Source organism: Thermoprotei archaeon (assembly GCA_038881895.1).
Taxonomy (GTDB): Archaea; Thermoproteota; Thermoprotei; order Gearchaeales; family WAQG01; genus JAVZOV01.
Genome location: JAVZOV010000005.1, coordinates 70,287 through 94,714, shown reverse-complemented (window position 1 = coordinate 94,714; position 24,428 = coordinate 70,287). Strand labels below are relative to the sequence as shown.

General features: G+C 34.5%; 30 protein-coding genes and 1 tRNA gene. 19 read left to right on the top strand and 12 right to left on the bottom strand.

Going from position 1 to position 24,428, the window contains the following annotated elements; all coding sequences use genetic code 11:
- Nucleotides 1–23 precede the first annotated feature (23 nt).
- Nucleotides 24–380 (bottom strand): hypothetical protein, encoded by a 357-nt coding sequence (locus QW128_08790; protein ID MEM3833661.1) that lies wholly within the window; start codon nt 378–380, stop codon nt 24–26.
- Between the two features lie 129 nt (nt 381–509).
- Between QW128_08790 and QW128_08785 the strand changes: the two genes are divergently transcribed.
- The 14 genes from QW128_08785 to QW128_08720 all read left to right on the top strand — a co-directional run bounded on the left by QW128_08785 (nt 510) and on the right by QW128_08720 (nt 9,626).
- The gene (locus QW128_08785; GenBank protein MEM3833660.1) at nt 510–1,223 is read left to right on the top strand and encodes an RNA methyltransferase; all 714 of its coding nucleotides are present in this window, start codon (nt 510–512) and stop codon (nt 1,221–1,223) included.
- Nucleotides 1,224–1,416: 193 nt separating this feature from the next.
- The gene (locus tag QW128_08780; protein ID MEM3833659.1) at nt 1,417–2,034 is read left to right on the top strand and encodes an METTL5 family protein; all 618 of its coding nucleotides are present in this window, start codon (nt 1,417–1,419) and stop codon (nt 2,032–2,034) included.
- Nucleotides 2,031–2,600, top strand: coding sequence for an exosome complex RNA-binding protein Csl4 (locus QW128_08775; GenBank protein ID MEM3833658.1), 570 nt, complete (start codon nt 2,031–2,033; stop codon nt 2,598–2,600). The genes QW128_08780 and QW128_08775 overlap by 4 nt, the downstream gene beginning before the upstream one ends.
- Before the next feature lie 189 nt (nt 2,601–2,789).
- Nucleotides 2,790–3,071 (top strand): RpoL/Rpb11 RNA polymerase subunit family protein, encoded by a 282-nt coding sequence (locus QW128_08770; protein MEM3833657.1) that lies wholly within the window; start codon nt 2,790–2,792, stop codon nt 3,069–3,071.
- Nucleotides 3,068–3,472 (top strand): hypothetical protein, encoded by a 405-nt coding sequence (locus QW128_08765; GenBank protein ID MEM3833656.1) that lies wholly within the window; start codon nt 3,068–3,070, stop codon nt 3,470–3,472. Before QW128_08770 ends, QW128_08765 begins: the two co-directional genes overlap by 4 nt.
- A gap of 146 nt (nt 3,473–3,618) precedes the next feature.
- A complete protein-coding gene (locus QW128_08760) occupies nt 3,619–3,945 on the top strand; it encodes a transcription factor S (protein MEM3833655.1) in 327 nt (108 codons plus the stop codon).
- A 402-nt stretch (nt 3,946–4,347) separates the two neighbouring features.
- On the top strand, nt 4,348–5,100 hold the full coding sequence (gene pcn, locus QW128_08755) for a proliferating cell nuclear antigen (pcna) (GenBank protein MEM3833654.1): 753 nt from the start codon (nt 4,348–4,350) through the stop codon (nt 5,098–5,100).
- Nucleotides 5,101–5,102: 2 nt separating this feature from the next.
- Nucleotides 5,103–6,164 (top strand): DNA primase large subunit PriL, encoded by a 1,062-nt coding sequence (locus tag QW128_08750; protein MEM3833653.1) that lies wholly within the window; start codon nt 5,103–5,105, stop codon nt 6,162–6,164.
- Nucleotides 6,142–7,422 (top strand): DNA primase small subunit domain-containing protein, encoded by a 1,281-nt coding sequence (locus tag QW128_08745; protein ID MEM3833652.1) that lies wholly within the window; start codon nt 6,142–6,144, stop codon nt 7,420–7,422. Before QW128_08750 ends, QW128_08745 begins: the two co-directional genes overlap by 23 nt.
- Nucleotides 7,422–7,988 carry a hypothetical protein gene (locus QW128_08740; GenBank protein MEM3833651.1) on the top strand — a complete coding sequence of 189 codons (567 nt, stop codon included), beginning with the start codon at nt 7,422–7,424 and terminating at the stop codon, nt 7,986–7,988. Before QW128_08745 ends, QW128_08740 begins: the two co-directional genes overlap by 1 nt.
- Nucleotides 7,972–8,259, top strand: a complete 288-nt coding sequence (locus QW128_08735) for a 50S ribosomal protein L44e (GenBank protein MEM3833650.1) — start codon at nt 7,972–7,974, stop codon at nt 8,257–8,259. Before QW128_08740 ends, QW128_08735 begins: the two co-directional genes overlap by 17 nt.
- Before the next feature lie 5 nt (nt 8,260–8,264).
- A complete protein-coding gene (locus tag QW128_08730) occupies nt 8,265–8,459 on the top strand; it encodes a 30S ribosomal protein S27e (protein ID MEM3833649.1) in 195 nt (64 codons plus the stop codon).
- 167 nt (nt 8,460–8,626) lie between these two features.
- Nucleotides 8,627–9,430 (top strand): translation initiation factor IF-2 subunit alpha, encoded by an 804-nt coding sequence (locus QW128_08725; GenBank protein ID MEM3833648.1) that lies wholly within the window; start codon nt 8,627–8,629, stop codon nt 9,428–9,430.
- A gap of 1 nt (nt 9,431) precedes the next feature.
- A complete protein-coding gene (locus QW128_08720; protein ID MEM3833647.1) occupies nt 9,432–9,626 on the top strand; it encodes a nucleolar RNA-binding Nop10p family protein in 195 nt (64 codons plus the stop codon).
- Here QW128_08720 and QW128_08715 read toward each other — a convergent pair.
- On the bottom strand, nt 9,623–11,737 hold the full coding sequence (locus QW128_08715) for an STT3 domain-containing protein (GenBank protein ID MEM3833646.1): 2,115 nt from the start codon (nt 11,735–11,737) through the stop codon (nt 9,623–9,625). The genes QW128_08720 and QW128_08715 overlap by 4 nt on opposite strands.
- A gap of 21 nt (nt 11,738–11,758) precedes the next feature.
- Nucleotides 11,759–12,880, bottom strand: a complete 1,122-nt coding sequence (locus QW128_08710) for an ATP-NAD kinase family protein (protein MEM3833645.1) — start codon at nt 12,878–12,880, stop codon at nt 11,759–11,761.
- Between the two features lie 72 nt (nt 12,881–12,952).
- Here QW128_08710 and gcvH point away from each other — a divergent pair, with 72 nt between their 5' ends.
- Nucleotides 12,953–13,351 (top strand): glycine cleavage system protein GcvH, encoded by a 399-nt coding sequence (gcvH, locus tag QW128_08705; protein MEM3833644.1) that lies wholly within the window; start codon nt 12,953–12,955, stop codon nt 13,349–13,351.
- A 113-nt stretch (nt 13,352–13,464) separates the two neighbouring features.
- On the opposite strand, the gene QW128_08700 is transcribed toward gcvH, so the two are convergent.
- Nucleotides 13,465–13,543 (bottom strand) — tRNA-Arg (locus QW128_08700).
- 265 nt (nt 13,544–13,808) lie between these two features.
- On the opposite strand from QW128_08700, the gene QW128_08695 reads away from it, so the two are divergent.
- Nucleotides 13,809–14,408 (top strand): MarC family protein, encoded by a 600-nt coding sequence (locus tag QW128_08695; GenBank protein MEM3833643.1) that lies wholly within the window; start codon nt 13,809–13,811, stop codon nt 14,406–14,408.
- A gap of 97 nt (nt 14,409–14,505) precedes the next feature.
- A complete protein-coding gene (locus QW128_08690; protein MEM3833642.1) occupies nt 14,506–14,757 on the top strand; it encodes a hypothetical protein in 252 nt (83 codons plus the stop codon).
- Nucleotides 14,758–14,774: 17 nt separating this feature from the next.
- On the opposite strand, the gene QW128_08685 is transcribed toward QW128_08690, so the two are convergent.
- Nucleotides 14,775–15,950, bottom strand: coding sequence for a nicotinate phosphoribosyltransferase (locus QW128_08685; GenBank protein ID MEM3833641.1), 1,176 nt, complete (start codon nt 15,948–15,950; stop codon nt 14,775–14,777).
- Between the two features lie 317 nt (nt 15,951–16,267).
- Between QW128_08685 and rqcH the strand changes: the two genes are divergently transcribed.
- The gene (rqcH, locus tag QW128_08680; protein ID MEM3833640.1) at nt 16,268–18,229 is read left to right on the top strand and encodes a ribosome rescue protein RqcH; all 1,962 of its coding nucleotides are present in this window, start codon (nt 16,268–16,270) and stop codon (nt 18,227–18,229) included.
- On the opposite strand, the gene QW128_08675 is transcribed toward rqcH, so the two are convergent.
- The 7 genes from QW128_08675 to QW128_08645 all read right to left on the bottom strand — a co-directional run bounded on the left by QW128_08675 (nt 18,215) and on the right by QW128_08645 (nt 23,389).
- Nucleotides 18,215–18,790, bottom strand: a complete 576-nt coding sequence (locus QW128_08675) for a thymidine kinase (GenBank protein MEM3833639.1) — start codon at nt 18,788–18,790, stop codon at nt 18,215–18,217. The genes rqcH and QW128_08675 overlap by 15 nt on opposite strands.
- A gap of 38 nt (nt 18,791–18,828) precedes the next feature.
- Entirely contained in the window at nt 18,829–19,329 is a 501-nt protein-coding gene (locus QW128_08670) for a Mut7-C RNAse domain-containing protein (GenBank protein MEM3833638.1), read from the bottom strand.
- 1 nt (nt 19,330) lies between these two features.
- Nucleotides 19,331–20,197, bottom strand: coding sequence for a CBS domain-containing protein (locus tag QW128_08665; GenBank protein ID MEM3833637.1), 867 nt, complete (start codon nt 20,195–20,197; stop codon nt 19,331–19,333).
- Nucleotides 20,198–20,213: 16 nt separating this feature from the next.
- Complete coding sequence (locus QW128_08660) at nt 20,214–21,137, bottom strand: CBS domain-containing protein (GenBank protein ID MEM3833636.1); 924 nt, start codon at nt 21,135–21,137, stop codon at nt 20,214–20,216.
- Nucleotides 21,138–21,143: 6 nt separating this feature from the next.
- Nucleotides 21,144–21,929, bottom strand: coding sequence for a CBS domain-containing protein (locus QW128_08655; GenBank protein MEM3833635.1), 786 nt, complete (start codon nt 21,927–21,929; stop codon nt 21,144–21,146).
- Between the two features lie 24 nt (nt 21,930–21,953).
- Nucleotides 21,954–22,538, bottom strand: coding sequence for a CBS domain-containing protein (locus QW128_08650; protein MEM3833634.1), 585 nt, complete (start codon nt 22,536–22,538; stop codon nt 21,954–21,956).
- A 410-nt stretch (nt 22,539–22,948) separates the two neighbouring features.
- A complete protein-coding gene (locus tag QW128_08645) occupies nt 22,949–23,389 on the bottom strand; it encodes an Lrp/AsnC family transcriptional regulator (GenBank protein ID MEM3833633.1) in 441 nt (146 codons plus the stop codon).
- A 204-nt stretch (nt 23,390–23,593) separates the two neighbouring features.
- Between QW128_08645 and QW128_08640 the strand changes: the two genes are divergently transcribed.
- The gene (locus tag QW128_08640) at nt 23,594–24,421 is read left to right on the top strand and encodes an NAD(+)/NADH kinase (GenBank protein ID MEM3833632.1); all 828 of its coding nucleotides are present in this window, start codon (nt 23,594–23,596) and stop codon (nt 24,419–24,421) included.
- The last annotated feature ends 7 nt before the right edge of the window (nt 24,422–24,428 follow it).

The following is a 24,428-nucleotide window of genomic DNA, read 5'->3' as shown; positions in this document are numbered from 1 at the left end:
TTCGTAAATATTTTTATTAGCTTTTAATATAATGAAACACCAATTGTGATCTTTCGCAGTATTATTAACTGCTCACTGTCCTTTGTAAAAAATCCAACATGAAGATATCTATAATTTCCTTCTAACGTAAACCATACATACATAACTGACGCGCTACTAGGTTTAAATTTCTTTTCAATGAAGTCTTCTAATGTGGTCCTAACAATATTCCAATCATTAGGATAAAAATACGTAACATAACCATCCATATATTCTATGTTAGCATTACATCTTGATACAAACTCAGCCTTTATACCAAGCTCTACTAATCTATTCATTACGTCATTGCGAGCCTTATCTTTTTGAATTACTTGAGGCTGTGATGGTGCAGGATAGGACATGTTCACCACCACGATTATGGCAGTTGTTTTATTTAAATCTAACCCAACACTCTATTACATTTCTCATAGAACCTTAAATAAACTAACAAAAATAAGCTTATTATACATAAAGAATTCAGATGTACTGAAATGATTAGAGTGGTAGTTGTTGAACCAATTTATGAATTCAACCTTGGAATGATCGCAAGAGCTATGAAAAATTTTGGGTTTAGTGATTTATATCTCGTGAACCCCAGATCACTGGGTGAAGAGGCTCGAAAATATGCTTCTCATGCCGTAGACGTTTTAGAAAATGCAAAAATAGTCAAAACACTTAGCGATGCTATTAAAGATACAGACCTATCAATAGCGACAACAGGAGTAATAGGAGGAGATTATAATGTATTGAGAATAGCGGTACCAATCCAAGGACTTAGCAATCTAATTAATTACTATGGCAACGTAGCATTAGTTTTTGGCAGAGAAGATCACGGGTTAAGCAATGAAGAAATAGCACTATGTGACATGGTTACTACAATACCATCATCAGAAGAATACCCTGTAATGAATCTCTCACATGCAGTAGCAGTAATACTTTATGAACTCACTAGAAATAAAATAAAAATAAAAAAATATAGGTTAGCCAAAAGAGAAGAGAGAAAAATGATAGAAAGATTTTTTATCGAAACTCTTAAGCACACCAAAATCCAGGCACATAAAATCCGCGCATCAGAGTTAGTGTTTTCCAGATTACTATCAAGAAGCTTCCTCACAGGTAGAGAAGCTTACACACTAATAGGGTGTTTCAGAAAAATTTATGATTTAGTAACAGCATGCACATCCAAAGAAAATTTAACAACATAGATCATCTCAAAAAACGATTCTTCTACAACGATTTCAATATTATTATACAAAGCACACTCATTCAGCTTCATTTCTTACATGAAACTCAACAAGAAAACTCATGTTTTCAACCGTAGGATGAATTACAAATTCTTTTTATAACATAAAGTTTTAAAATACCAATTTATTTATAGTAAAAATAGCTGAGAACTACATGGAACTAATAAAAAAGCGTTCTTTAGAGATTATGCTCGAAAGATTAAAAGATTATGAAAATCCTAAACCAGAGTTTGAACAATACTCATTAACAGCTTCCGATGCTGCTAAAATTCTGTGGATATCGTTAGATGATATACATGGTAAAATAATATTGGATCCAGGATGTGGACCGGGACGTTTGTTAATAGGCGCAGCATTACTCGGTGCTCATTATGCAATTGGTATTGATATTGATCGAAATGTTCTTCAAATAACTAAACATAACGTAAAAATATTTAGCTTAGGAGCTATTATTGATGTAATAGTATGTGATTATTCTTATCCTTGTATAAGATACGTTGACACAATTATACAAAATCCTCCCTTTGGTGTCCAGAGAAAACATGTGGACAGGATTTTTATTGAGAGTAGTTCAAGAATTGCCAATGTAATATATTCAGTGCACAAGGCATCAAGCTCAGATTTTCTTTTAAAATTTTACGAGAAAAACATGTGTAGGGTCGAGAAGGTATTCAAATCAACAATACTACTTAAGATGACAATGAAGCACCACAAAAAAAGGTTATATAGGGTGCAAGTTGAAATTTATAAAGCTGTGGTGCAAAGAAAGTGAGCCGCAGAACACCCCAAACAAAAAAACTTGGAATATACATGCCTGGTATCCCAGTTGGCGTAATAGAGGAATTCTTGCCAGGTGAAGGATTAGTAGAAGATAATGGATACATATATACTGTAGGTGCAGGTGAAGTTGAATTAGATTTATCCTCAAGAACTGCAAGACTCAAACCAATCAAAAAACTGTTAATACCAAAAGTTAATGACATAGTAATAGCTGTTGTTTTAGACCACAATAGAGATCATGCCAATGTAAAAGTAATAGGTATCGAGAAATCTCAAGAATCCATTATCGACGTAGAACTAGACGGATTATTACTTTTAAGAAGCAGAAAAACCTCATTAGAAATCAGAAACTATGACGTTATAAGAGCAAAAATAGTAGCAGATACCATACCACTGATACTGGAAATCAACGACAAAAAATTAGGATTGATATATGCATTATGTCCACAATGTCCTGGAGAACTAGTAATAAAAGGAAGGAAAATAACTTGTTCTCAATGCGGATTTATCGACAACAGAAAACCAGAAGAACCAAATTGGTTCAGAAAAGTACAATAAATTTTTATAAAAACTGCTACTAATCTTAGTTCTGGATTGACGGAAATAAGTGAAAGGCTACAGGATAATCCAAGCTATCTATTCCAAGAATTCAAAAATAATACAAGGCCTTCATCGGGCAACTCTATATATCAAAGCGCTAGAGTTATATTATACTATAAATTTTCAGAATAAGGCAGGGTGCAAAATATGAAGATGAAAATTCTAGAGAAAGGAAACAACTCAATACTCTTAGAGTTTAGAGACACTGATATTGGATTTTGTTATGCTATAGTTAAACAACTCTTAACAGACAAAAGAGTTCTTAACGCATGGGCAAACAAACCTCACCCATTAGAACCAATAATAAAAATGTACATACTCACAGACGGAACTGTAACTCCTAAAAACGCACTTCAAGAAGCCTTGAGCAAAATTGAAAATTCTTTACAAGAATTAAAGCAAGAATTTATTAACGCATTAAACAAATGAAACACGGATTACGAGCCCTAGGGTTTTCAGCAAGAAACATAAACGACAAAAAAATAATAATAGGAGTATTGCTCCGCGAATTCATAATAGAAGGGATAACAGTTTATCTACTTAACAAAAACAATTATTCTACAACGCTAAAAGAAAGAATAATCAAAGATAAATATTACATACAAGCACACATCATATTATTCGATGATGAACACTTTGAACAAAATGATCTAAATCAAATTCTATCACAATTAGGTAAACAATCATTAAAAATTAGTGAACTAAAACAGAAAAACATTCATACGAGATTAGAACTATTAGCACTTCAAGCATGCTCATATGCAAACATAATACTTAACTCACTAAACCCCGCATTATTAAAACAACTTTATGAAGAAAAAATCACTTAATACGAATAAACTCTTCTTACCCTTTCAAAGAAGTCTCGTATAAAAATAAGCGAGAGAAAAACTTTATTCTTAATGCTGAATTACCTCATTCCAAAAATAGGTATTTATTACTGTGTGATATAAAAATGCGTGGAGGCTAAATAGGGATGAAGTTCTGTCCAAAATGTGGTAGCATAATGAAGCCCGAACGTAAGAGTGGGAAAGTGAGATTTATGTGTCCTAATTGCGGATATGTGGAAGAATCAGAAAGACAAATCATAATATCATCTGTATTATCAAAAACCCAAAAGGATATACTAATAAGTAATGATAACACAGATAGTTCCACATTACCAAAAACTAGAGTAGAGTGCCCTAAATGCGGTAATAATGAAGCTTACTGGTGGATGATACAAACACGTTCAGCTGATGAGCCACCGACTACGTTTTATAAATGCACAAAATGTGGGCACACATGGAGAGATTACAAATAGTTCGGCAGGAAAGCCTAGAACTTTAGTTCTGGGATGAATTGCTGAAAGGTTTAAATGTGATGAGCTCTCCTTTGTTTGAGCGTGTCGCTCAAATGAGGCTCGGATGTCCAAAATAAGGTTCCGAGCTGAATTGGCACAGCCCTTAACTCGGTACGATGAAGCACGAAACTGAAAAACCGAGAACCTTCTGACTTTAGTTGATGAGAGTGTCAAAAATAAGCAATAAAGCAAAATAAATCTTAAACATAACCTCTTCGATGTAACAAAATTTTATGAAGTTATTATTAATGCGTTCTATTAATCTCTTGTAAAGTTACGATTTGTTAATTTTATGAACATTGCTAAATAATTTTTTATTAAAGCTTTTATACTTATTTGTTAAAAGTATTTTGGTGAGTAAAGTTGTTAAAATTGTCGCTCGAGGATCCTAAAACATTTGTAGCTATTCTAGATGCGATCTCAACAATAATAGATGAGGCTGTATTTATTGCAAACGAAGAAGCACTAGCATTACGAAGTCTAGATAGTGCACGTAGTGCAATGGTTGATGTAAGGCTACCAAAACAATTTTTCACAGAGTATGAAGTCTCAGGTCAAGTAAATATAGGAGTGAGAGTGAAAGACTTAATAAAGATTTTAAAGTTAGGAAAAAGAGGAACCACAAACTTTGGACTCGAAGTCCCAGAAGGATCCAACATCATAAAATTAAAGTTCATTACTAAATCATCAGTCAGAACATTCGAACTTCCATTATTAGACCTTGCACTCGAACAAATACCTGTACCAAAAGTGAAATATGAGGCCACTCTAAAAATTGTTACTGATGAATTTTACGATGCCGTAAAGGCATCATCAGCTTTCAGTGATAGTATCGAGTTTAAGGCTACAAAAGATAAATTCATAATTTCATCGGGCAGTGAAAAAGGTCGTGGAGCCACAGAATATTCACGAGACCAGTTAATTGATTTAAATGTGGAAGCTGAAGAAGTTGTCTCAGCATACTCATCAAACTATCTGCTTGACATGGTTACTTATTCAGAATTATCAGAAGTACTAGAAGTAAGCTTCGCGTCTCGCAAACCTGCAAAATTCTACTATAGCCTGATAAATGGTGGAGAACTAACATTCTATGTAGCACCAAGGACAGAAGTTTAACCATGTACAATATTTTTGAAACAGAAGATTTAATAAAATACCCTTTTATTGAGGAAGCTCGCGAATATGTAAAAAATAAAGGCTTAAGCATAGAAGATGTTTTCTCTACATCAGAGCTCAAGCCAATATTAAAACGTGCATATGAACGCATAATTGACGCTATCAATAAAGGTATCGTACCTTATAAAAAAATAGATCCCTCACTAATGGATGAAGAAATACTTTCATTCCCAACAGCAATACTTATAATATCAATAGTTGGAAACGATCAATTGGCATACAAATATGCAGTTGCGGAATCAAAAAAAGCTGAAAAGTTATTTAAAAAAGAAACACCAGAGAAGCTCATTTACATAGGAAGATCATTAAACTGGGATACTGACATAGAGGAAATAAATGGTACAAAATACCTACTAATAAACGTTATCACTTACATCTCATTAGCTTCATCATTAAGCGGCGAAAACTGGTCGTTATCTATGCAAACATTATCTAAGGGTTATGTTAAATTATTACCACGTGATTATGCTCGACTTCTCAGCGAAGGGGTAAAACAACACATATTAAATTTATTTAACCCAATAGTTAATGTTAATTATTCTGGAGCTACAGAATACATCGAAGAGCTAATAAGAATATCTGGGGAAAAATTCAAACAAAGTTATTCAACCACTGAATTAAAAAACGTAAAAGAAACATTTTATCCACCATGCATTAGAGTAATGCTAGGAGAATTAATGGCCGGGAAAAATCCCCCTCACTTAGCCAGGTTCTCTATAGTTACGTTTCTCAGAAGCGTTGGCTGGAATTCAGAGGACGTAATAAAACTCTTTACAAGAGTAGCTGATTTCAACGAAAGAATAACTAGGTATCAAGTTGAACACATATATGGATTACGAGGTTCAAAAACAGTATATAATATGCCAAGTTGTAGCACACTTAAAGCTGCAAACATATGTTATGCAGGTGATGATCCAATATGTGCTAAAATTAGACATCCATTACAATATGTTAGAATATCATATAAAAAAGGCGAAGAGCATGAACCAAAAGGAGTGGAATAATTTTATTAAAAGCTTATTCATGAAGTATTACAAGGATAATTTCTCTTTAAACAACATAGTAATCGATAGATTCGAACAGCGAGAATTTGGATTTCGTAGCTTTGATAACATAATGCAACGGCACTTTTCATTTAAAACACCGGACGAACTCAGAAAATTTATCATTGATTTAGTGCCATCTGATGTATATTTTTCTAGCGCATTTTATCAAAAACCAGATGAAAAAAACATGGATCTGAAAAATTGGCTTGGAGCCGAGCTCTCATTTGATATTGATATAGACCATGTACCTACAAAATGCAAAAATGAACATGATTGGTGGCAATGCAAAGCATGTCAATTTACAGGAAAAGGCACTATACCCCTTAAATGTCCAAACTGTGGAAGTGAATCAATAGAAAGCTGGAACTGGATTTGCGACAATTGTTTCAATGAAGCAAAAGAACAAACACAACTTTTAATAGATGAATTCTTAATCTCAGACCTAGGATTATCACCAAGCGAATTAATCATCTCATTCTCAGGACACAGGGGCTACCATGTCAGAGTAAAAAATCCTGAATATGAAAAATTAAACGTAGAAAGCAGGGGAATGATCGTAGAACACATCTCATTACCTACCACTGAAAAAATAGTCAAACAAATTATAAATGAACTATCCAACAGAAACAAAAGCCTTAGGTTCTCTTTTTATACACTAAACTCTGAAGGTTGGAGAGGACGAATAATGAGAGGATTATACGAAATAATCTCAGGATACACTAAAGAAATGTTAAATGAACTGGGCATCGACAATGAAGATATTGATTACATAATAAAGTCAAGGGATCGCATACTTGATCTACTTACCAACGAAAACTCACAACTTAGATCACGCGTCCTTGACCGTTTTAAATCAACTGAATCATTAATCAACGAAGCAATAAAAAGAAAAAAAGTATGGATTGATGAAAGAGTAACTAAAGATGTAAGACGATTACTCAGATTACCAGAAAGCTTACACGGATCTACAGGATTCAAAGCAAAAATAGTAAGCTATTCGGAACTAGATAAATTTAACCCATTAAAAGATGCAATAGTTTTCAGAGGTGATGAATTTAAAGTAATTATAACTGATCCACGAGTACATAAAATAACAATAGATGATTATTACTTTGACGGAACAATCATTGAAAAAAATAAACCAATATCACTACCACTACCAACAGCAATATATTTAATATTAAACAAATACGCTAAACCAATAGGGTGGAACTAATGTACCAGGAAATCTTTCAAAAACTAAAAAAAGAGCTTGAAAGCGAAGAACTACAAGAATTACCAAACGATTTTTACGAAAAAATTGAAAGATACATAGCATCACTCAAAAAGAAAATCAAGGACCCTAATCCTCTATGCTCAAAAATAGCATCCATTGAACTAAAAAATGTTATTATTATGACTAACAAATTAAAAGAAATAAGAGAAATCAAAATGGCACATAAACAACTAAAAGAAATAACAAAGATCGCTTTAGAACAAAAAATTATGGAACAGGAAAGTAGGGAAGAAGAAATCACAATCAAAAAAGAAACAGAGCCACGTGAAAAAGAAGTAGTTAAACAACCAATAATACCAGCTCGCCAACGTGGGTTACTCTTAGTACGAGTTTTTGATGATGTACCTGAAATAAGTGATACAGACGGATTTATATATGGGCCTTTTCAAAAAGGTGATGTGGTATATCTGCCAGAGGAGATCGCCATGACGCTCATCACACGTGGCATAGCCCGTAAAGTTCAGGATGAATTAGAGGAGGGGATAAAATTTGAAAATACCGGATGAAATAACAACATTTTGTCCAAAATGTAAGGCCCACACCCCGCATAAAGTAATACTCTATAAAGCTGGAAAAAGACGCAACCTGGCGCAAGGACAAAGAAGATTCCTAAGAAAAAATGAAGGATATGGAAGCAAAAGAGCATCAGAACAAAAAAGATTCGCAAAAGTGACCAAAAAACAAGTTATAAAATTAGTATGTAAAAAATGCGGATACACCCTACATAAGACTGGAATAAGATTAAAGAAACTTGAAATAGTACAAGTAAAAGGGTGAAATAAATGAAAAAAACTAAAATACTCTTCCCAACACCAAAATCTAAATTCCTAAAAATTAAATGCCCAGATTGCAACAACGAACAAATCATCTTCAGCCATCCATCAACAACAGTAAACTGCAACGTTTGTGGACGCGTTCTAGCAGAACCCACTGGAGGAAAAGGAAAACTTTACGGAACAATAATAAGCGAATATTGATCCAATAAGCTTTGAATTTTCATCTAGGTGCATCCAATTTTCACCATTTCGACTGAAAAAGCAAAATTCCTATTAGAAGAATTGAACTCTTTTTCATCTAGAAAAAAAGTTTTTCAGTTGTAATCAAACCTTAAATAATAGGAATTATTTAATCATAGGGAGTAAACATGAGTGCACCTCATGAAAAACGTCTTCCAAATCATGATGAACTAGTAATAGCAACAATAACTAGAACGTTAGATAAAGGTGCTTATGCAAAACTTGATGAATACGGGATAGAAGCTTTTATACCACTTACAGAAATAGCATCAGTAAGAATAGATAATATCACGGATTTTATAAAAATAGGACGCAAATATGTATGCAAAGTAATCAGGACAGATCCAGTAAAAGGTCACGTAGATGTTTCAATAAAAAGAGTATCCAACAGTGAACGTGTATCAAAAATGATAGAATGGAAACGTAAACAAAAAGCACTAAAACTATTAGAACTAGCCTTAAACGACATTCCAGATTCAAAGAAAATACTCAGTGAATTAATACCTAAACTAGAAGAAAGATTTGGGGATTTATACTCAGTTTTCGAAAAATCAGTATCAGAAGGAATCAGCGTATTAAAGAAAGCTGAAATACAAGATCCAATAGCAGAAAGAATATATAAAATCGCTACAGAGCGTATAAAACCAAAAGAAATCAACATAATAGGAGAGGTCATGCTAATGTGCTTTGATCCGGATGGGATAGAAAAAATCAAGAAAGCCTTACTTACAGCAAAAATCACCTCAGAAAAAGCAGGAGTAAGAATAACAATAGCAAGCAAAGGCGCACCATATTATCGTGTAACATTTACTGCACACGATTATAAAACCACAGAAACAGCATTCCAAATATTCCAAAACGAAATATGCAAAATAATGAAAACATTATCAGCATCCAGCATATGTGAGTTCAAAAGAATTGAGAGTGGTTAATATGAAGAACAAAATACTCAAATGCATGAAGTGCGGACAATACACAATATCGAACAAATGCCCCAACTGCAACTCAGTAGAATTAAAAACACCACACCCATTAAAATTTTCACCAAACGATAAATATAACATAATTAAATACTATTCAATAATACAACGAAAAGGAATAGAAATCAAAATAAATCAAAAAATTTAATTATTATTACTGTATATAACTTTGTACACAAGCACATATCCGTTCGGTGATGATGCATAAACCAACTTAAAATTAGTTGGCTGTGGAATATTTACGTTATAATACATCTCTCTAACACCAGGTATTCTATTAAATAATAACCTATATAACGTGACATTATCTGCTTTTGAACCGGTGGGTAGAGGTATTGATCTTCCACCCCCAAGCGGAACATAATTAATGAAGTACTGATTAATTTCGGTATCATTATATCCTGCAATGCGAGCCATCCAATAACTCTTTTCGAAATCGCCAGATAATGGTATGAAAATACCTCGGTACTGCGGGTTAATATTACCTAAATCAAAGAAACGCTCAAACACCACAACATAATTAACATGATAACGTTTAAATATTCGAAGCGCAACAGTTTCATTACTCATATATGCTATAGCAATTTGCTGCACTTGAGTAAAGTTCATGTTAGCGTTATCCGCTAACGTTGAAAAACCAGTATTCACTGTAATCCAATAACCATAGTCCCACCATGAAGCTATCACAGAATTTCTAGGTAAGTTAGCTTTCATCCATGCTAATGCAGCAAGCCAATCAGTATCAAAACTTCCTCCTTCAGCAGCAACTATCGCTTGAGGTTGATTAGAAGACGCAAACGTATATGGTGTAACCGCAGTAGATAAGATAAGTATAACCATCAGAGAAATTATTATAATACCTATTATCGATCTATCAAACTCAGGCAACTTACTCCTCTTCCTAATGACTGGTTTAGACATCATATTGAAATAACTCGACACGGTAGCTGAAAATCCTACACCACCTACAACAGCCATCGCAGGCACACTGAACATCGTGAGACGCACCATGGAGCTCGCAACATGCATTGCGCTTATCCCAAAAACAAACATGAAAATGTCATCCAAAGAACCACGTCGTAACATTATATAAAAACCAAGAGGTACAAAGAACACTAATACGTTAAGATCCAGGAAAAATGTGTACCAAGTTGCAGTGACGTGCTCACCTACCGATTCAAACCATGCTGTAAGCGGTGTTGCGGCCTCACGATAAAATGGGTTCAGTGCAACCATAAGTTTACCTGCTATAGGACCTATTACACCAAAACTTTGTAATGCAAGTGTTATGCCAAACACAATAACGCCTACAGTGGTTATTTTCAGTATTGTCCTTCGTGTCATAATTTCAGTTCTGTAGACTAGTTCATAAATAATAACCATTGCTATAGCAACCCACGTGATCACAGAAACGCCAGACTTAAGGAAAATACTAGTCCTAGGAATCTGTTCTACTGCCAATAACCCAAGACCCATTGTAACCAAGTATGAATATCCAAGCTTTCTGGTATACTTGCCCAATATCATTGCTACGATAACGAAAAGTCCTGGAAGATTAACAACATATATATAAGCTCCCCATATAAATGTTACATACCCAATTAAAATACCAGCTACAATAGCATTCACTAACGAACCTCTCTTGTATGCTCTTATAAAGAAGTAAAATGATAATATTATGAACGGTGAAGCAATAGGATCATTGTCAAAAAATCCATAAGTGCTTCTCTGTATTACTGACGGAGCAACAGCATAAACAAGGCCTGCAACAATACCTGCACCATCACTATGAACCTCTCGACCTAAAAGATACAATGCAACTACAGTAAAAGAGCTAAAGACCACAGGAATTAACGTGACAACAGATAACATACTAGGATGAAAACCGAGACTAGTTATTACCATATAAATAAATGCACCAGTAAAAGGCACTCCTGGTTGAGCAGTGCTACCAAAACTCCTACCAGCAGGATACCAAAATAGTGTATCATTACTCCAGGTAAACCAATCATAAAATCCTTTCAACCCCCTCTCATAAATCCATTGCGCTTGATAATAATGTATATAAGGATCATACTCATTCAGGTAAACACCATACTGAGCTGGAGTGACTCTTAACATAAACGCTACGATATACAGTAACGTTAGAATTACAAATATAAGCACTGCATGACCACTGGGTCGAGGAACACTCCCTAATCTCTTAGAGACAGTCGAAAATAAACCTCTAAATTTCTCCCTGATCCTTCTGATAGACATGGAGGTTCACACCCATTATATTTACTCATACTTATAACCATTTCTCACCTTAATAACAGTTTCCTCATTATATCCTGAAATTACTCTCATGTATCCACTGAGATACAGATCAACACCAACATCTCCAGTATCAATATAAAACATCTTCGTTCTCAAAATCTTACTCTTAGTAGCCACAATAATTATATTTTCCTTACCAACAGCCTTTATCACATCAGAAGGAATCTGAACATTACCCCTCCCAAAAATAAATCCCTGTGAACCTGTTGGTGAAACGACAATAAAAATTCTAGAACCCAAATTCTTTCTAATAAAAATTCTAAGAAACTCAGCATCAGCATCAAGCATAACAATCCTCCTACCATGATAAACATCAACACCGAGCAAAGTTTTAGGAAGACCTAAATGATCTGCAATAACTTTGGTAGTAGAACCAGGACCCATAATGTAAAAAGCATTCTCATCAATATTCTCACTAAACCACTTAGCAATAGAAACCTGCTCCTCGTACTCATCCTGATAAGTAGGAACTTTTGACCCCTGAATAAGATAAGAACGGACCGTACGCATATACCCAATCAATGAAATCTTTAATTCACCACCCCTATACTTTCCCTCATCTATATCTAAGACCTCCCCCATCTCTACATTACCTAAACCATTAATATAATCAGCGAGAATATTCGCAGCCCCCTCAGGACTAATTGCAAAAACGCCACTAAACATCTTAACACCAGCCGGAACACCAATCACTATAGCACGAGTATCAACAGCCTCATACACATCCTTAGCCGTGCCATCACCACCAACAAAAACTATCACATCAACGCCAAAAGCATCAAATGCTCTTACACCATTAATAGTATCATAACGGGTGGACGGTTCTTGAGGATTATATACAACATCATAAGAAAAACCAACACCTTTAAGTTCATTCTCACCCATATCAGAACCACACGTAATGAACATTATATCACGATGAACCTTATACTTCAAGTGCTCCAAAAACCTTCTAGCCCTCAAAGGAGCCCACGGTCTTATACCCATTGAAAGCGCTCTTTTAGCAACCTCCATAGTAGTACCCTTAAAAGCTAGCGGTCCACCCAAACCAGCAATAGGATTAACAACAAACCCAACCTTCATCACCTACCACAAATAGTCGCGCAGATAAAAATATAACTATTTAGAAAATATATTCATTGGAGGGTAAAACTGATGACACAAAATATAGAAACTCCTGAAAATTACAGATATTCAAAAACTCATGAATGGGTCAAGATCGAGAAAGACATAGCAACCATCGGAATAACATTCTATGCCCAAAAGAAATTAAGAGATATAATCTACGTAGAATTACCAGAAAAAGGGAAAACAATAAAATCAGGTGAAACAATAGGAACAATAGAATCCGTAAAAGCGACCGAAGAGATTTACACACCTATTTCAGGAACAATAATCGACATAAACACAGAACTAACAACATCACCAGAACTAATTAATAAAGATCCTTATGGAAAAGGATGGATAGCAAAAATCAAAATATCAGACCCAAACGAAACATTAAAACTTATGACAGCAAACGAATATAAATCATACATCACATCCATAAAGTAAAACAAAAACTTAAGAAATAGAAAAGGCACACAAAATGGTCAATGCTCTCCTTGCATGCATGGGTTTTATAAAATGTAAACAATGCAGCTAAAGATAAACACAGAGCACTGGTGTGGCGGGCCCGCTGGGATTTGAACCCAGGATCTCAGGCTCCGCAGGCCTGCGTCATAATCCATGCTAGACTACGGGCCCAATTTTTCCTATCCGAACATTTATATATTTCTTCCTTTCTGTTTTCTTGACGGATCTGAAGATGTTTAGTTATAACGAAAACCTTCCTGCCCTTTTTAGGACGGAGAGAATGTCAGAGATGTGTCTTATGAGGAAGATTCTTAAATTTTAGATACATTCTCCTGAACTTGTTAGCTTTTTATCGTGATAATTTTAAATCTTCTTTGGTTATATTGATTTTGGTGATAAAATGTTTAAGGGTAATGGATTGGGTAAGGTGATGTGAATGTCGATTATAGAAAATGTACTATTGATTACAGCCATGACTGTTCAAATATATTCGGTTTTGAATCCAATAAGCGTAGTACCGTTTTATATAACTGTTACATCCAGTATGGATCCAAATGAGAGAAAATCTCTAACCAAAAGAAGTTTTGTCATAGTTTTAGGTTTGTTGGCGTTGTTTTCATTAGCTGGTGGTCCATTTTTTATGATATTAAACATTAGTATTTCGGGTTTGAAATTTGGGGGCGGTATAATACTTATGATACTAGCGATAGATACTTTAGGGGGTTTTTCAAGGACAAAATCTATGTCTGAGGAAGATGTTGCAGTAGTACCGTTGGCTACACCGTTGTTGGTTGGTCCAGGCACTATTACAACGCTCTTGATATTGAGTTCTCTTCATCCAATATATCTAGTATTTTTATCAGCAATCATAGCTGGTTTGTTATCTTATGTAACACTTAACGTATCGCACGTCCTAGTTAAAATATTAAGGAAGAGCGGGACTGTGGCGTTAGCTCGTCTAATGTCTATCATACTTGCTGCGTTCGCAGCTGATATGATACATTCTGCATTGGTGGATTGGAATATCGCAAAATAATAATTTATGAAATAATAATTATTATTTTATAAATTCATAGATACCTTTAAATTTCTTTAGTGTTATATATTAGTTAAGAACATCTGAGGTGCCGATGATGGTTCGCAAGAAATATCCGGTTAACGATGTACTTAAGAGTATAATAAATGAAATCACAATGAATCATGAATTTCAGCCGTATGAATTATCGAAGATCGTTATTAAGAGACTAGAGGAGCTCGGTTATTATACTGGACATGTGACTATTAAGAGAGTGTGGCGTATTTATGAAGCAATTAAAAGTGAGAATGGCAGTAATGGCATTCGTAAAATGAATCCCCTCCATATTAGAGAGATTGAATTACTTTAAAAACAATATTTTTTAAATTAAAATCCTTCAATTTTCTCTAACTGTCTAATAACATAACTTCTAATATCTCGTGCAGATGGTAATTCTTTAACAAGCTTACCGTTCTTTATTACTGGTTTTAATAATGGTTCCATTTTTCCACCGCATCTGGGACATTTTTCAGGTGGTTGATCTGACTCTAGACGTATTTCATCATACATGCAGTCTTGGCAACGATAAACTTGTTTTCTTCCTGGGAATTTACCTCTTTTAGAGAATGGTTTTCCATTGATTTCTACAATGTCAAAAGCGAAATCGATTGAGGGAGGAAATGCTATAGAAGTGCCAATTCCATAAATGTCAACAAGATCTTTCGTAGCTTGGATTTGATATTCATCAATACCACTACTTAACACGATCTTAGTATTATGCAACCCTTTCATGTTAAGAATCCAACGTATCTCACTTAAAAGCTGCCTTATATCTCCTTTTCTGGATCTTGGAGTGTCTATACGTATACCGTAGAGCTTTTTACCTAATGTATCGGCAGCCATCCAAACTTCAGTTCTTTCATCGAACATGGTATCACACAAAGCAATTCTAGGAACAGAGGGGTCAACAATTTCATCAAATGCTTTCCACGCATCTTTGACATCTTCAAACAAAAGTATTAATTCATGGGGCATTGTTCCAACACTTTTCTCATTAATCAACTCAGCGCCGAGTATTCCTGAAACGGCATCACAACCGCCAATAAATGCAGCCCTATCAATCATTGGAGCTATGGCAGGGTGTACCGCTCTTATGCCAAAAAAGATCACTTGCCTATCACCAGCTGCTTTCTTACATCTGGCAGCTTTAGTAGCAACGCTACTGTAATGTCTTAGTATTCCTATTAAAGTAGGCTCATAAACACCGAATTCTTCATAAGGTCCGCGCACACTAAAAACAGGTTCCATTACTCTAAACATTGTACCTTCATCCATAGCGTAAACATCTACTGGTTTATTTTCAAAGAGATGCAATGCTTCCTCCAAACCTGCAAAAATTCCCCATGAGTAATCCTTAGGCGTACTATAAGAGTGTACATCCATGACCACATTTTTACGTGAAATTCCTTTCACTTTTAAAACTTGTAGAGCTCTAGGATAATATGTGTCCGTAACTTTTCCTGAAAGTATCTCTTCATTAGTTGCGATATAAAAATATCTCAAGATACACACCAAAATATGTTAAGATGTAGGCTATTTATAACTGTTATTATACGGTCAAAATTTTCAGTCCCAAATAAAAAGAAAAACTACTCTGATATTTTCCTATGATCATTAAAATCTTGCAATTCAGGACAGAGAAGAAGTTAAAGAAAAAATCAATATCAAAAATTCCATCTATAATAAAACCATGAAAATCTTTATTGATGAAAAAAGAGTTTAACTCAAGATCTCAAAGAATGCTCGCCTCTAAAAAGATAGAAAGAATAATTAATACTTTTATATTGATTATGAGTTGTGAAGTTAGGGAGCGGTATTTTATGAAATCCTCGTTAAATGCTCTGGATGTTCTAGCACTTTCAATGGAGTTAAGAAAGGTATTGCAGAATTCGTATGTAGATAATATTTACCACTTTAATGATGTAGTAATATTTAGGTTTCGTCAATCGAGCGGTGAAAAAAATGATTTAAGAGTTGATGTTGGAAAATGGATACGTATTACTTCATATTCTTTTGAACCTCCAAGAGAAATTTCTAATTGGTGCAAGATGATTCGTAATAAATTAGTTGGTCTGAAACTACAGTCTATTTCTCAGCCATCGTTTGATAGGTTATTAGAGATTGAGTTTGATAATGGTTGTAAGTTATATCTAGAAGGCATGGATAATGGGAACATAATACTGACAGAACCAGATAATACTATCGCAGTAGTATATAAAACTAAAGAGACTAGGGAGAGAATTCTTAAACGTGGTGTGAGTTATACGTTGCCTGTTCAAAAATGGTTTGATCCTTTAAAAGTTAGTGCAGATCAAATTTTGGAAGTTTTTAAATCGTCGAAAGGTAATGTTGTACAGTCGATCGTAAAGTTTCTGGGCCTTTCAGGTGAAATTGCAGAAGAGCTTGTTTTTAGGAGTAATTTGGTAAAGGATTTTCCTGCTAATAAGCTTGAGTTGGATCACGTGACTAAAATTTTGAGTACTTTTAGAGAATTATATGATTGTAGTAAGAATGTGAAGTACCCTGTGAGTGTGTGGAGTGATAAAAAACCTGTAAGCGTTTCTCCGTGCATGTTTGAGATTTATAAGTATTATAAAATAATCTCTCATCCAACATTTAATAATGCTGTGGATGAGTATGCTCACGCACTCATTGCTATAGAAAGTGAAGTAGAGTATGCAAGAAAAATTGAGAAAGAGAAATCTAGACTGTTGACTACAATTTCTGAGCAAGAAAAAATGGCTAAACTTTATTTTGATTTAGCAAGAAATTTGAGATCATTAGCTGTCCTTATTCAATCACGTATGACTGATCTTGGTTCTTATCTGGATAGTATAAGAAAATTAGGATGGGAGGAGAACTTAAGGTCTAAACTGGAAGAATTATTTTCTGGGTTTAAAGTTTTAGGATATGATAAGAAATCTAAATCTCTTGTGATTGTAGTAGATGATTTAAAAATAAATATTAGGGTTGATTGGAGTGTCGGTAAAAATATAGAAATGATCTTTAATCTTGCTAAGGAATATGAAAGAAAATTTAAACGTACTTTGGAAAGTATTGAAAAACTTAAAATAGAGATGAATAAAATTAATGAACAATTTCTATTACAGCCTTCACTGATGATGATTAAAAAGCCTTCATCAGCTTGGTATGAGTCTTTTCATTATTTTAGGTCATCAGATGGATTTTTGGTTGTTGGTGGTAAGGATGCATCACAGAATGAAAGCTTAATTAAAAGAAGGATGGAGAGTAATGATATAGTAGTTCATGCTGATATCCATGGCTCTCCGTTTGTACTCATTAAAGGTATGAGAGAGAACATATCTCAGAAGACTATAGAAGAAGCAGGTCAATTTGTAGTGAGTTTTTCACGTGCATGGAGTTTAAAATTGTCGTCAGCTGATGCATATTGGGTTTATCCTGAGCAAGTATCTAAAAAAGCCCCATCAGGAACTTATTTAAGGCCTGGTTCTTTTATGATTTATGGACAAAGAAATTATATTCGTAATATACCACTTAAACTTGCAGTAACACTCTTCTTTGATGAGGGATGGGCAAAATTTTATGTAAGTCCTATTGATCCTGTAAAAATGTTCACAGACATGTTTGTTGAGATAACACCTGGTGGCATATCAAGAGAGGATGCCGCAAAGCAGATTATAAAATTCTTTTATGAGATTAAGAGAAATGGGTTAAAGATGGCTCCAAATAGAAAGAATTTAATTAGTGAACTTATTGCACGACTTCCTAGGGGTGAATTTAGTTTATCATTCCATAGCTAGGTCAGATTTTCTCTTTATAACTATATGACATTTTCTGCACCTAGGCTCGTAGAGCTCTCTTTCCCCTATCATGATTTGTGGACTATTATAGTGTGCTGGGAGACCATCTATTAATCTCTGTGTACGTGTAGCCTCATTCCCACAGACTGCACAAACAGAAGTGAGATAATAAATTTTATCCGCTTTAGCTATTAGTTCCATCATCGTTTCAAACGGTTCTCCCTTGAAATCCAAGTTTAAACCTGAGACTATCACATGCTTACCATTATTTGCTAAATCATCACATACTTCTGCAAGGAATCTAGGAAATAAATGCGCTCGTTGAATGCCCACTACGTCTAAATTCTCACTTCTTTTCTTTATTTTTCTAATGCCGGATATTGATGTTTCGATAAGAATTACATTAACAATAGTTTCTTTATTAGGAGAATGTTGTCCTAGTTCTGGCCGGAAAAGATTTACTTTTTTTCCAGAAAGCTTTTCAATCTCTAGTCGTCTTATTAATTCAAGAGATTTGCCTGAGAACATGGGACCAGTTATTACTTCAAGCAAGTATAACACCATTTTTTTATCTTTTTAGAACTATTTTTGTTTAATGTCTAAGATTTAAGTGAGGATAGAGAGGAGTTAACACTTAAAATTGTTTTATTTATTGATTTCCAATGGGAACCCATCCAATATATTTTATTACATTTTTTGCATATCCAAAATTCTTCATGTGAGGCAAAAATTTTTTCTGGGATTTTATTTTTTATTTCGTATTTAGAAATGTGTTCTAATTTTGTATTACATAGTGGGCAACGTGTTTCGGCAGTGTCCAAATCTAGGCTAATATTGAGTTTTGAGACTATTTGTAAAAGTTGGTTTTTTAAGCTTGTTTCTGTAATAAGTATAGATTTGATGTTCATTTTTATTGCGCGTTGATGTAGTTCTCTATCTCTTGTAATCAATATTCTGTTATCTTTTTGTGAGATTGTCAACAATTCATTATCATTCGTACCTCTAAAGTATATTGTATCAAAGCCTAGTATGCGTAAAAATCTTGTTAATTTGCCAAGCATGCCATCGGTTAAAAATTTTATTTCAGCGAATTTTTCCACCCTATGCTTTTGATATCAGACTAATAATATTAGTTTTTGTGACAATACCTACTAGTGTTCCTAAATTGTCAACAACAGGCATACCACTTACGCCAAATTTGAGCATAAGTGATGCAGCTTTTACTAAATCATCATTTTCGCCTGCCGCATTTTTTAGTGGAGTCATTAGATCCTCTACTAATGGTTGTTGTTTGATTTTTCCACCCACTTCTGTAAAGCTACTTTCTTCTATTCCTCCTTTTGCTCTTGTGTATTTTACTGATTTGGATTTAAATAATAAATCTATCCTATAGGTTAGAATATTTTTTAAACTTATTACACCGACTGGAACCTTATTATCAGTGACTATTACTATATCTGCCTTGTCATGCACGAATAAGTCTATTGCTTTTTTTAGACTTTGGAATCTGTTTATAGTTGTTGCAATTTTTTCCATTATATTCATGACCTTCCACTTTCCTGATCCATAATCTGTAAAAGCTTTTACAGCATCTGTTTTAGTAAATATTCCTGCCAAGTTTTTATCCTTGTCTGTGAGTACTACACTTCCAATGTTTTGTCCATTCATGAGCTTGCATGCATCTTTTATGCTTGCGTTCGTATCTAATGTTTTAAGGTCTCTTGATGCAATATCTTTTATTAATATTTCATCTAGATTTCGTCCTTCAAAATCACTGTCAAGTCTGCTAATTGCTGAGAGTAGGTCACGTTGACTAACCATTCCAACTGGTTTTTTATCCTCTACCACTACAAGTCTTGAGATATTGTATCTCATCATTAGATTACGAGCATATGCTAACGTATCGTTCCATGTTACTACGTATACCTCTGTAGAGGCATAGCGCATTGCTTGGATTTTGTTAAACACGAACCTCTCACCTATGTTACTTTTGTGCTAACATCTTTAAAAAGTCTCTCTCGGTTAGAATTCCTTTAAGTATTCCATCCTCTATAACGGGTAAACTTCCAACACCTTTCTCGATCATTATTTTAGCTGCCTCGGTTGTTGTTTTATCAGGAGTGATTGTTATCGGATTTTTTACCATTAATGCATCGATCTTTATTGAGAGTAAGTCATTAATATTGCCGGACTTGACTAAAGTGTAAATTCCACTTCCTTTCAGATATCTTAATAATCCCATGCCCGTGAAAATACCAACTAATTTTCCTTCCTCAATAACTGGTAGCCTTCTGAACCCTTTTTTTAACATTGTTGAAAGTGCTTCTCCAACCGTCGCATTTGATGTGGTGGTTATGGGGTTCTTTGTCATTATGTCGTTTACTAGTACTGACGTGAGCTTTCCTGCTAGCATCTTTAGTACAATTTTCTCCGTAAGTATACAGCGTACACGATTTTTATTGTCAACTATTATAAGTGTTCCTATTCCAGTCTTGGCCATAAGAGCTATAGCATCATCGATTCTAGTATCTAGTGTTGCAGTGATTGTTTTGCTTTCGATGAGTATCCCTGCTGGTTCCATAAGTGCTTTAAATAAGTTACCATTATGCTTCGATTTAATAATGTTAGATCTTTCTCCGTTTAGGAAATCTATAATGTTCATCATCGGGATTGATCCTTTTAATATTTCATTACCAGGATTAATTACTGGTAACCTGCGTATATCACTTCCTGCTATGTTATCTATAACGATTTTTACAGGCGTGGATGATGTTACTGTTGGAAAGTTTTGTAGAGCAACTAATAAGATTTCATTTCTATTTGATGCGGACTTTGTTGGAAATGAGCTAGGAGCACCTTTCATAAGGAATCTGGGATTCTCACGTTTTCTGATAGGAATGTTGGACATTCTTCCTCACTCCATGAGTGCGCGCACTATGTCCTCTCTATCTACCATGCCTATAAGTATTCCTGCATCATCAGCGACTGGTAAACGTCCTATTTCAAGTCTTAACATGGTATATGCGGCCTCTCCTAAAGTTGTATAGGGTTTAGCAATAATAACGTTTCGGTTCATTACTCTTGACACTTCAGGCGCACTGCTTGCTGGAATTCTTTCTAAGAAAAGATTTAGTGCTGGAGCTCGGGAGAGAAGTAAATCAAGTTGTGTCACAAGACCAACGAAATGCATTTTATCATCGACGACCGGTATTCCCGCATATGATTTTTCTATCATTTTTCTCCACACTACTGAAATTGGATCGGTCGGCTTTACTGTAACTAGGTCAGTTTTCATTATTTGTTCTAATCTGATTTCTAACTTTGGACCACCTCGCCGCAAGTATTCTTCAATCATATGCTCAAGACCAAATATTCCTATATAAGTCATGTCAGTCTTAGATTTGACGACTGGCGCATACCATTCATCAACTTTTAACATTCTTTTTGTAACTTCTTCTGCATTATCCTCTGGATAAGCGATTACTTTAGGTAAGGACATTATATCACGAACTAAGAGTGTAGATCTTGTTGAAGCTAACCCCAATAATGTGCTTCTATATATAACTCCAACCAGTTTATTCTCTTCATCAACCACTGGAAGCAGCCTAACCTTTCTGCTTCGCATCGTTGCTCTAGCTTTTGTTGCTAATTCGTCTGCATTAATTGGACGAACCATGTTATCGTATAGCTCTTTCACCATTATCATAACGAAACCACTTAAAATTTATTCTTCTTCTTGTTTTAAGTATTCTTTTCTACATTCTTCGCAAAGAAACATTCCGTCAACTTCAATTAGATTATCTGTCCATCTATTACACATATCACAATAACCTGAGAACGTTTCAATAGAATATATGGGAGCTATAGTGCGTGATGTTTCGTAAAGTAAATCTATCAACTCTGGTGCTACTGATAGTATATCAGTTTCTGTTACCATGCCCACTAATTTTCCATCGTTTATAACCACGAGTCTTCTAATTTTTAACTTTGACATCATTCGCATTGCCTCACTTAAATCTGTGTCAGGTGTAACAGTAATTAGAGGTTGGCTCATAATTTCACGCACGATTGTTTTTTCCGGATCAAGACCTTTAGCTATTACTCTAGTTACAATATCACGTTCCGTTACTACTCCAATTGGTTTTTCATCCTCAACAATGATTAATGCACCTATATTTTTCTTAGCCATTATTTCAGCAACTTGTTTTATAGGAGTTGTTGGATCAACAATGATGGGTTTTACACTCATTACATCCCCTACTTTTATTCTCTGATGAGCAGTTCCCAGCTCATGCCTTCCTAACCGCATCCTTGAACGCCTCTATATAATAAAAAAATTTTAAGGTATATAACTTTGTTCTTAGAAAAACAATTAAACTAACTATTCCTACTATGAATGATTAGTGAGTGTATAGATGAGCGTCCAGAAAGCCTAGAGTTTTGCTGGGATGAATGGGCAAAGTTTAAACATAATGTTAGCTCACTAAATTTGTTCTCATACAAAACGCATGTATAAACATAGCCCATAGATTAGAGCTCTATGGGATGGGGGAGTTGTGAACCATGCAAACCAGCAGATGAGTTAGCGTAAAGCTCATCTCAAACGCTGGAAGCTCCCAACTTTAGTCGAGGAGTAGCTCACATCTATTTTAGGGTTTGTGTTGACTACTAGTGTTTCGTAAGTTCAGCATCTAGAAGGCTTAAAAACATATGCATTTATTAACCATCTAATATTCCTTTTATAGTATCTAACACGATTGCTGGTCGCACACTTTTTACACCGCTAGTACTTGCTATATCTTTTAGAATGTTAGTTAAATCGTAATTATTTCTGGACAAAACCTGCAAAATTAACATGTGATCACCAGTTGTTAATGCTAAATAACGCACATAATTTTTCTCTTTAAGTAATCTTGACACTTCAAGTAATCTCTCAGGTTCTACATCAATACCTACTATTGCAGCACTTGAATATCCAAGTTTTATGTGATTAACTATCGCGGTGTATCCTTTAATTATACCATTTTCTTCAAGCTTTTTTATTCGTTTACTAACTGCCACATCGCTTATTTTTAATGCTTCAGCTATTTCAGCTAATGAAATACGTGCATTTTTCATTAGCATCTCTATTATTATTTTATCTTTATCGTCCATTTTCATCCATATTCTTTAACTTAAAAAATGTATTTATTGTTATCTTGTGAATGGTTTAATTCCTTAAAATAAATGTTCATAATATAAACTTTAATAAAAAATAATGTTTACTATAAATGAATATAAAAATTGCTAGGTATTATGTTAAATACGAAATTGTTAATGGATTAGTTTATTTTGTACTTAGTCTCTTTAAATATGGGGGAAAAATTGAGATTTGGTGTATCCAGTAGACTTGATGATATGAAGGCCATGGCAGTTGCAAGAGAGATATGCTTTGAAATTAGTGCACAAGGTCATGAAGTCATCATTGATGAGAGAATTTACCAATATCTAAATCATCTCAACCTAAAACATGCTCCAGCATCAGGAATGAAGGATATTGATATCTTCGTCTCAGTTGGTGGTGATGGAACACTGTTAGAGCGTGCACACGAATTGTTAGAGGCTGACATTAAAGCATTATTGTTAGGTGTAAAGTATGGTCATGTTGGATTTTTATGTGAGGTCACTCCAGAAGAATTCTGGGAAGTTCTCGTCAAACTTGAGGCAAAAAATTATAATATTGAGGAGAGAAGACTTCTTTCAGTTACATGGCATGGTGGGCGTTACAATGCATTAAATGATGTCCTTATCACACCAAGTAGATTAGGAAAGACTGTTGAGATGACCGTAAAGAAGGATAATGATCTGATATATAGAGGTCGATGTGATGGTGTTCTTGTTTCAACAAGTTTGGGATCAACCGCATATAATGCTTCGCGTGGAGGCCCTATTGTTGATCCAGAATTAGATGTGATGATTGTTGATGTTATGAATCCTCTGTTATGGGGGTTTAGAACACTTATTTTGTCTACAAATTCACATCTCAGAATAACATCTCCGAAAGGTTTATTACTAATAGTCGATGGTATGATTGTTAGCGAAATACAGGCGCATACAAATATAGAGATATCTGGTTCTGAAAATAGAGTGCGATTTATACGATTTAACAGATTTTATGATAAGGTCAGAAAGAGGATGATCACAGAGATCTAGTGATTAT

Bases quoted from the DNA above. Each gene is read 5' to 3' on its own strand.
- QW128_08790 (MEM3833661.1), bottom strand. From the start codon at position 380: ATGTCCTATCCTGCACCATCACAGCCTCAAGTAATTCAAAAAGATAAG.
- QW128_08785 (MEM3833660.1), top strand. From the start codon at position 510: ATGATTAGAGTGGTAGTTGTTGAACCAATTTATGAATTCAACCTTGGA.
- QW128_08780 (MEM3833659.1), top strand. From the start codon at position 1,417: ATGGAACTAATAAAAAAGCGTTCTTTAGAGATTATGCTCGAAAGATTA.
- QW128_08770 (MEM3833657.1), top strand. From the start codon at position 2,790: ATGAAGATGAAAATTCTAGAGAAAGGAAACAACTCAATACTCTTAGAG.
- QW128_08765 (MEM3833656.1), top strand. From the start codon at position 3,068: ATGAAACACGGATTACGAGCCCTAGGGTTTTCAGCAAGAAACATAAAC.
- QW128_08760 (MEM3833655.1), top strand. From the start codon at position 3,619: ATGAAGTTCTGTCCAAAATGTGGTAGCATAATGAAGCCCGAACGTAAG.
- QW128_08750 (MEM3833653.1), top strand. From the start codon at position 5,103: ATGTACAATATTTTTGAAACAGAAGATTTAATAAAATACCCTTTTATT.
- QW128_08745 (MEM3833652.1), top strand. From the start codon at position 6,142: ATGAACCAAAAGGAGTGGAATAATTTTATTAAAAGCTTATTCATGAAG.
- QW128_08740 (MEM3833651.1), top strand. From the start codon at position 7,422: ATGTACCAGGAAATCTTTCAAAAACTAAAAAAAGAGCTTGAAAGCGAA.
- QW128_08730 (MEM3833649.1), top strand. From the start codon at position 8,265: ATGAAAAAAACTAAAATACTCTTCCCAACACCAAAATCTAAATTCCTA.
- QW128_08725 (MEM3833648.1), top strand. From the start codon at position 8,627: ATGAGTGCACCTCATGAAAAACGTCTTCCAAATCATGATGAACTAGTA.
- QW128_08720 (MEM3833647.1), top strand. From the start codon at position 9,432: ATGAAGAACAAAATACTCAAATGCATGAAGTGCGGACAATACACAATA.
- QW128_08715 (MEM3833646.1), bottom strand. From the start codon at position 11,737: ATGTCTATCAGAAGGATCAGGGAGAAATTTAGAGGTTTATTTTCGACT.
- QW128_08710 (MEM3833645.1), bottom strand. From the start codon at position 12,880: ATGAAGGTTGGGTTTGTTGTTAATCCTATTGCTGGTTTGGGTGGACCG.
- gcvH (MEM3833644.1), top strand. From the start codon at position 12,953: ATGACACAAAATATAGAAACTCCTGAAAATTACAGATATTCAAAAACT.
- QW128_08695 (MEM3833643.1), top strand. From the start codon at position 13,809: ATGTCGATTATAGAAAATGTACTATTGATTACAGCCATGACTGTTCAA.
- QW128_08690 (MEM3833642.1), top strand. From the start codon at position 14,506: ATGGTTCGCAAGAAATATCCGGTTAACGATGTACTTAAGAGTATAATA.
- rqcH (MEM3833640.1), top strand. From the start codon at position 16,268: ATGAAATCCTCGTTAAATGCTCTGGATGTTCTAGCACTTTCAATGGAG.
- QW128_08660 (MEM3833636.1), bottom strand. From the start codon at position 21,137: ATGTCCAACATTCCTATCAGAAAACGTGAGAATCCCAGATTCCTTATG.
- QW128_08655 (MEM3833635.1), bottom strand. From the start codon at position 21,929: ATGGTGAAAGAGCTATACGATAACATGGTTCGTCCAATTAATGCAGAC.
- QW128_08650 (MEM3833634.1), bottom strand. From the start codon at position 22,538: ATGCGGTTAGGAAGGCATGAGCTGGGAACTGCTCATCAGAGAATAAAA.
- QW128_08645 (MEM3833633.1), bottom strand. From the start codon at position 23,389: ATGAAAATGGACGATAAAGATAAAATAATAATAGAGATGCTAATGAAA.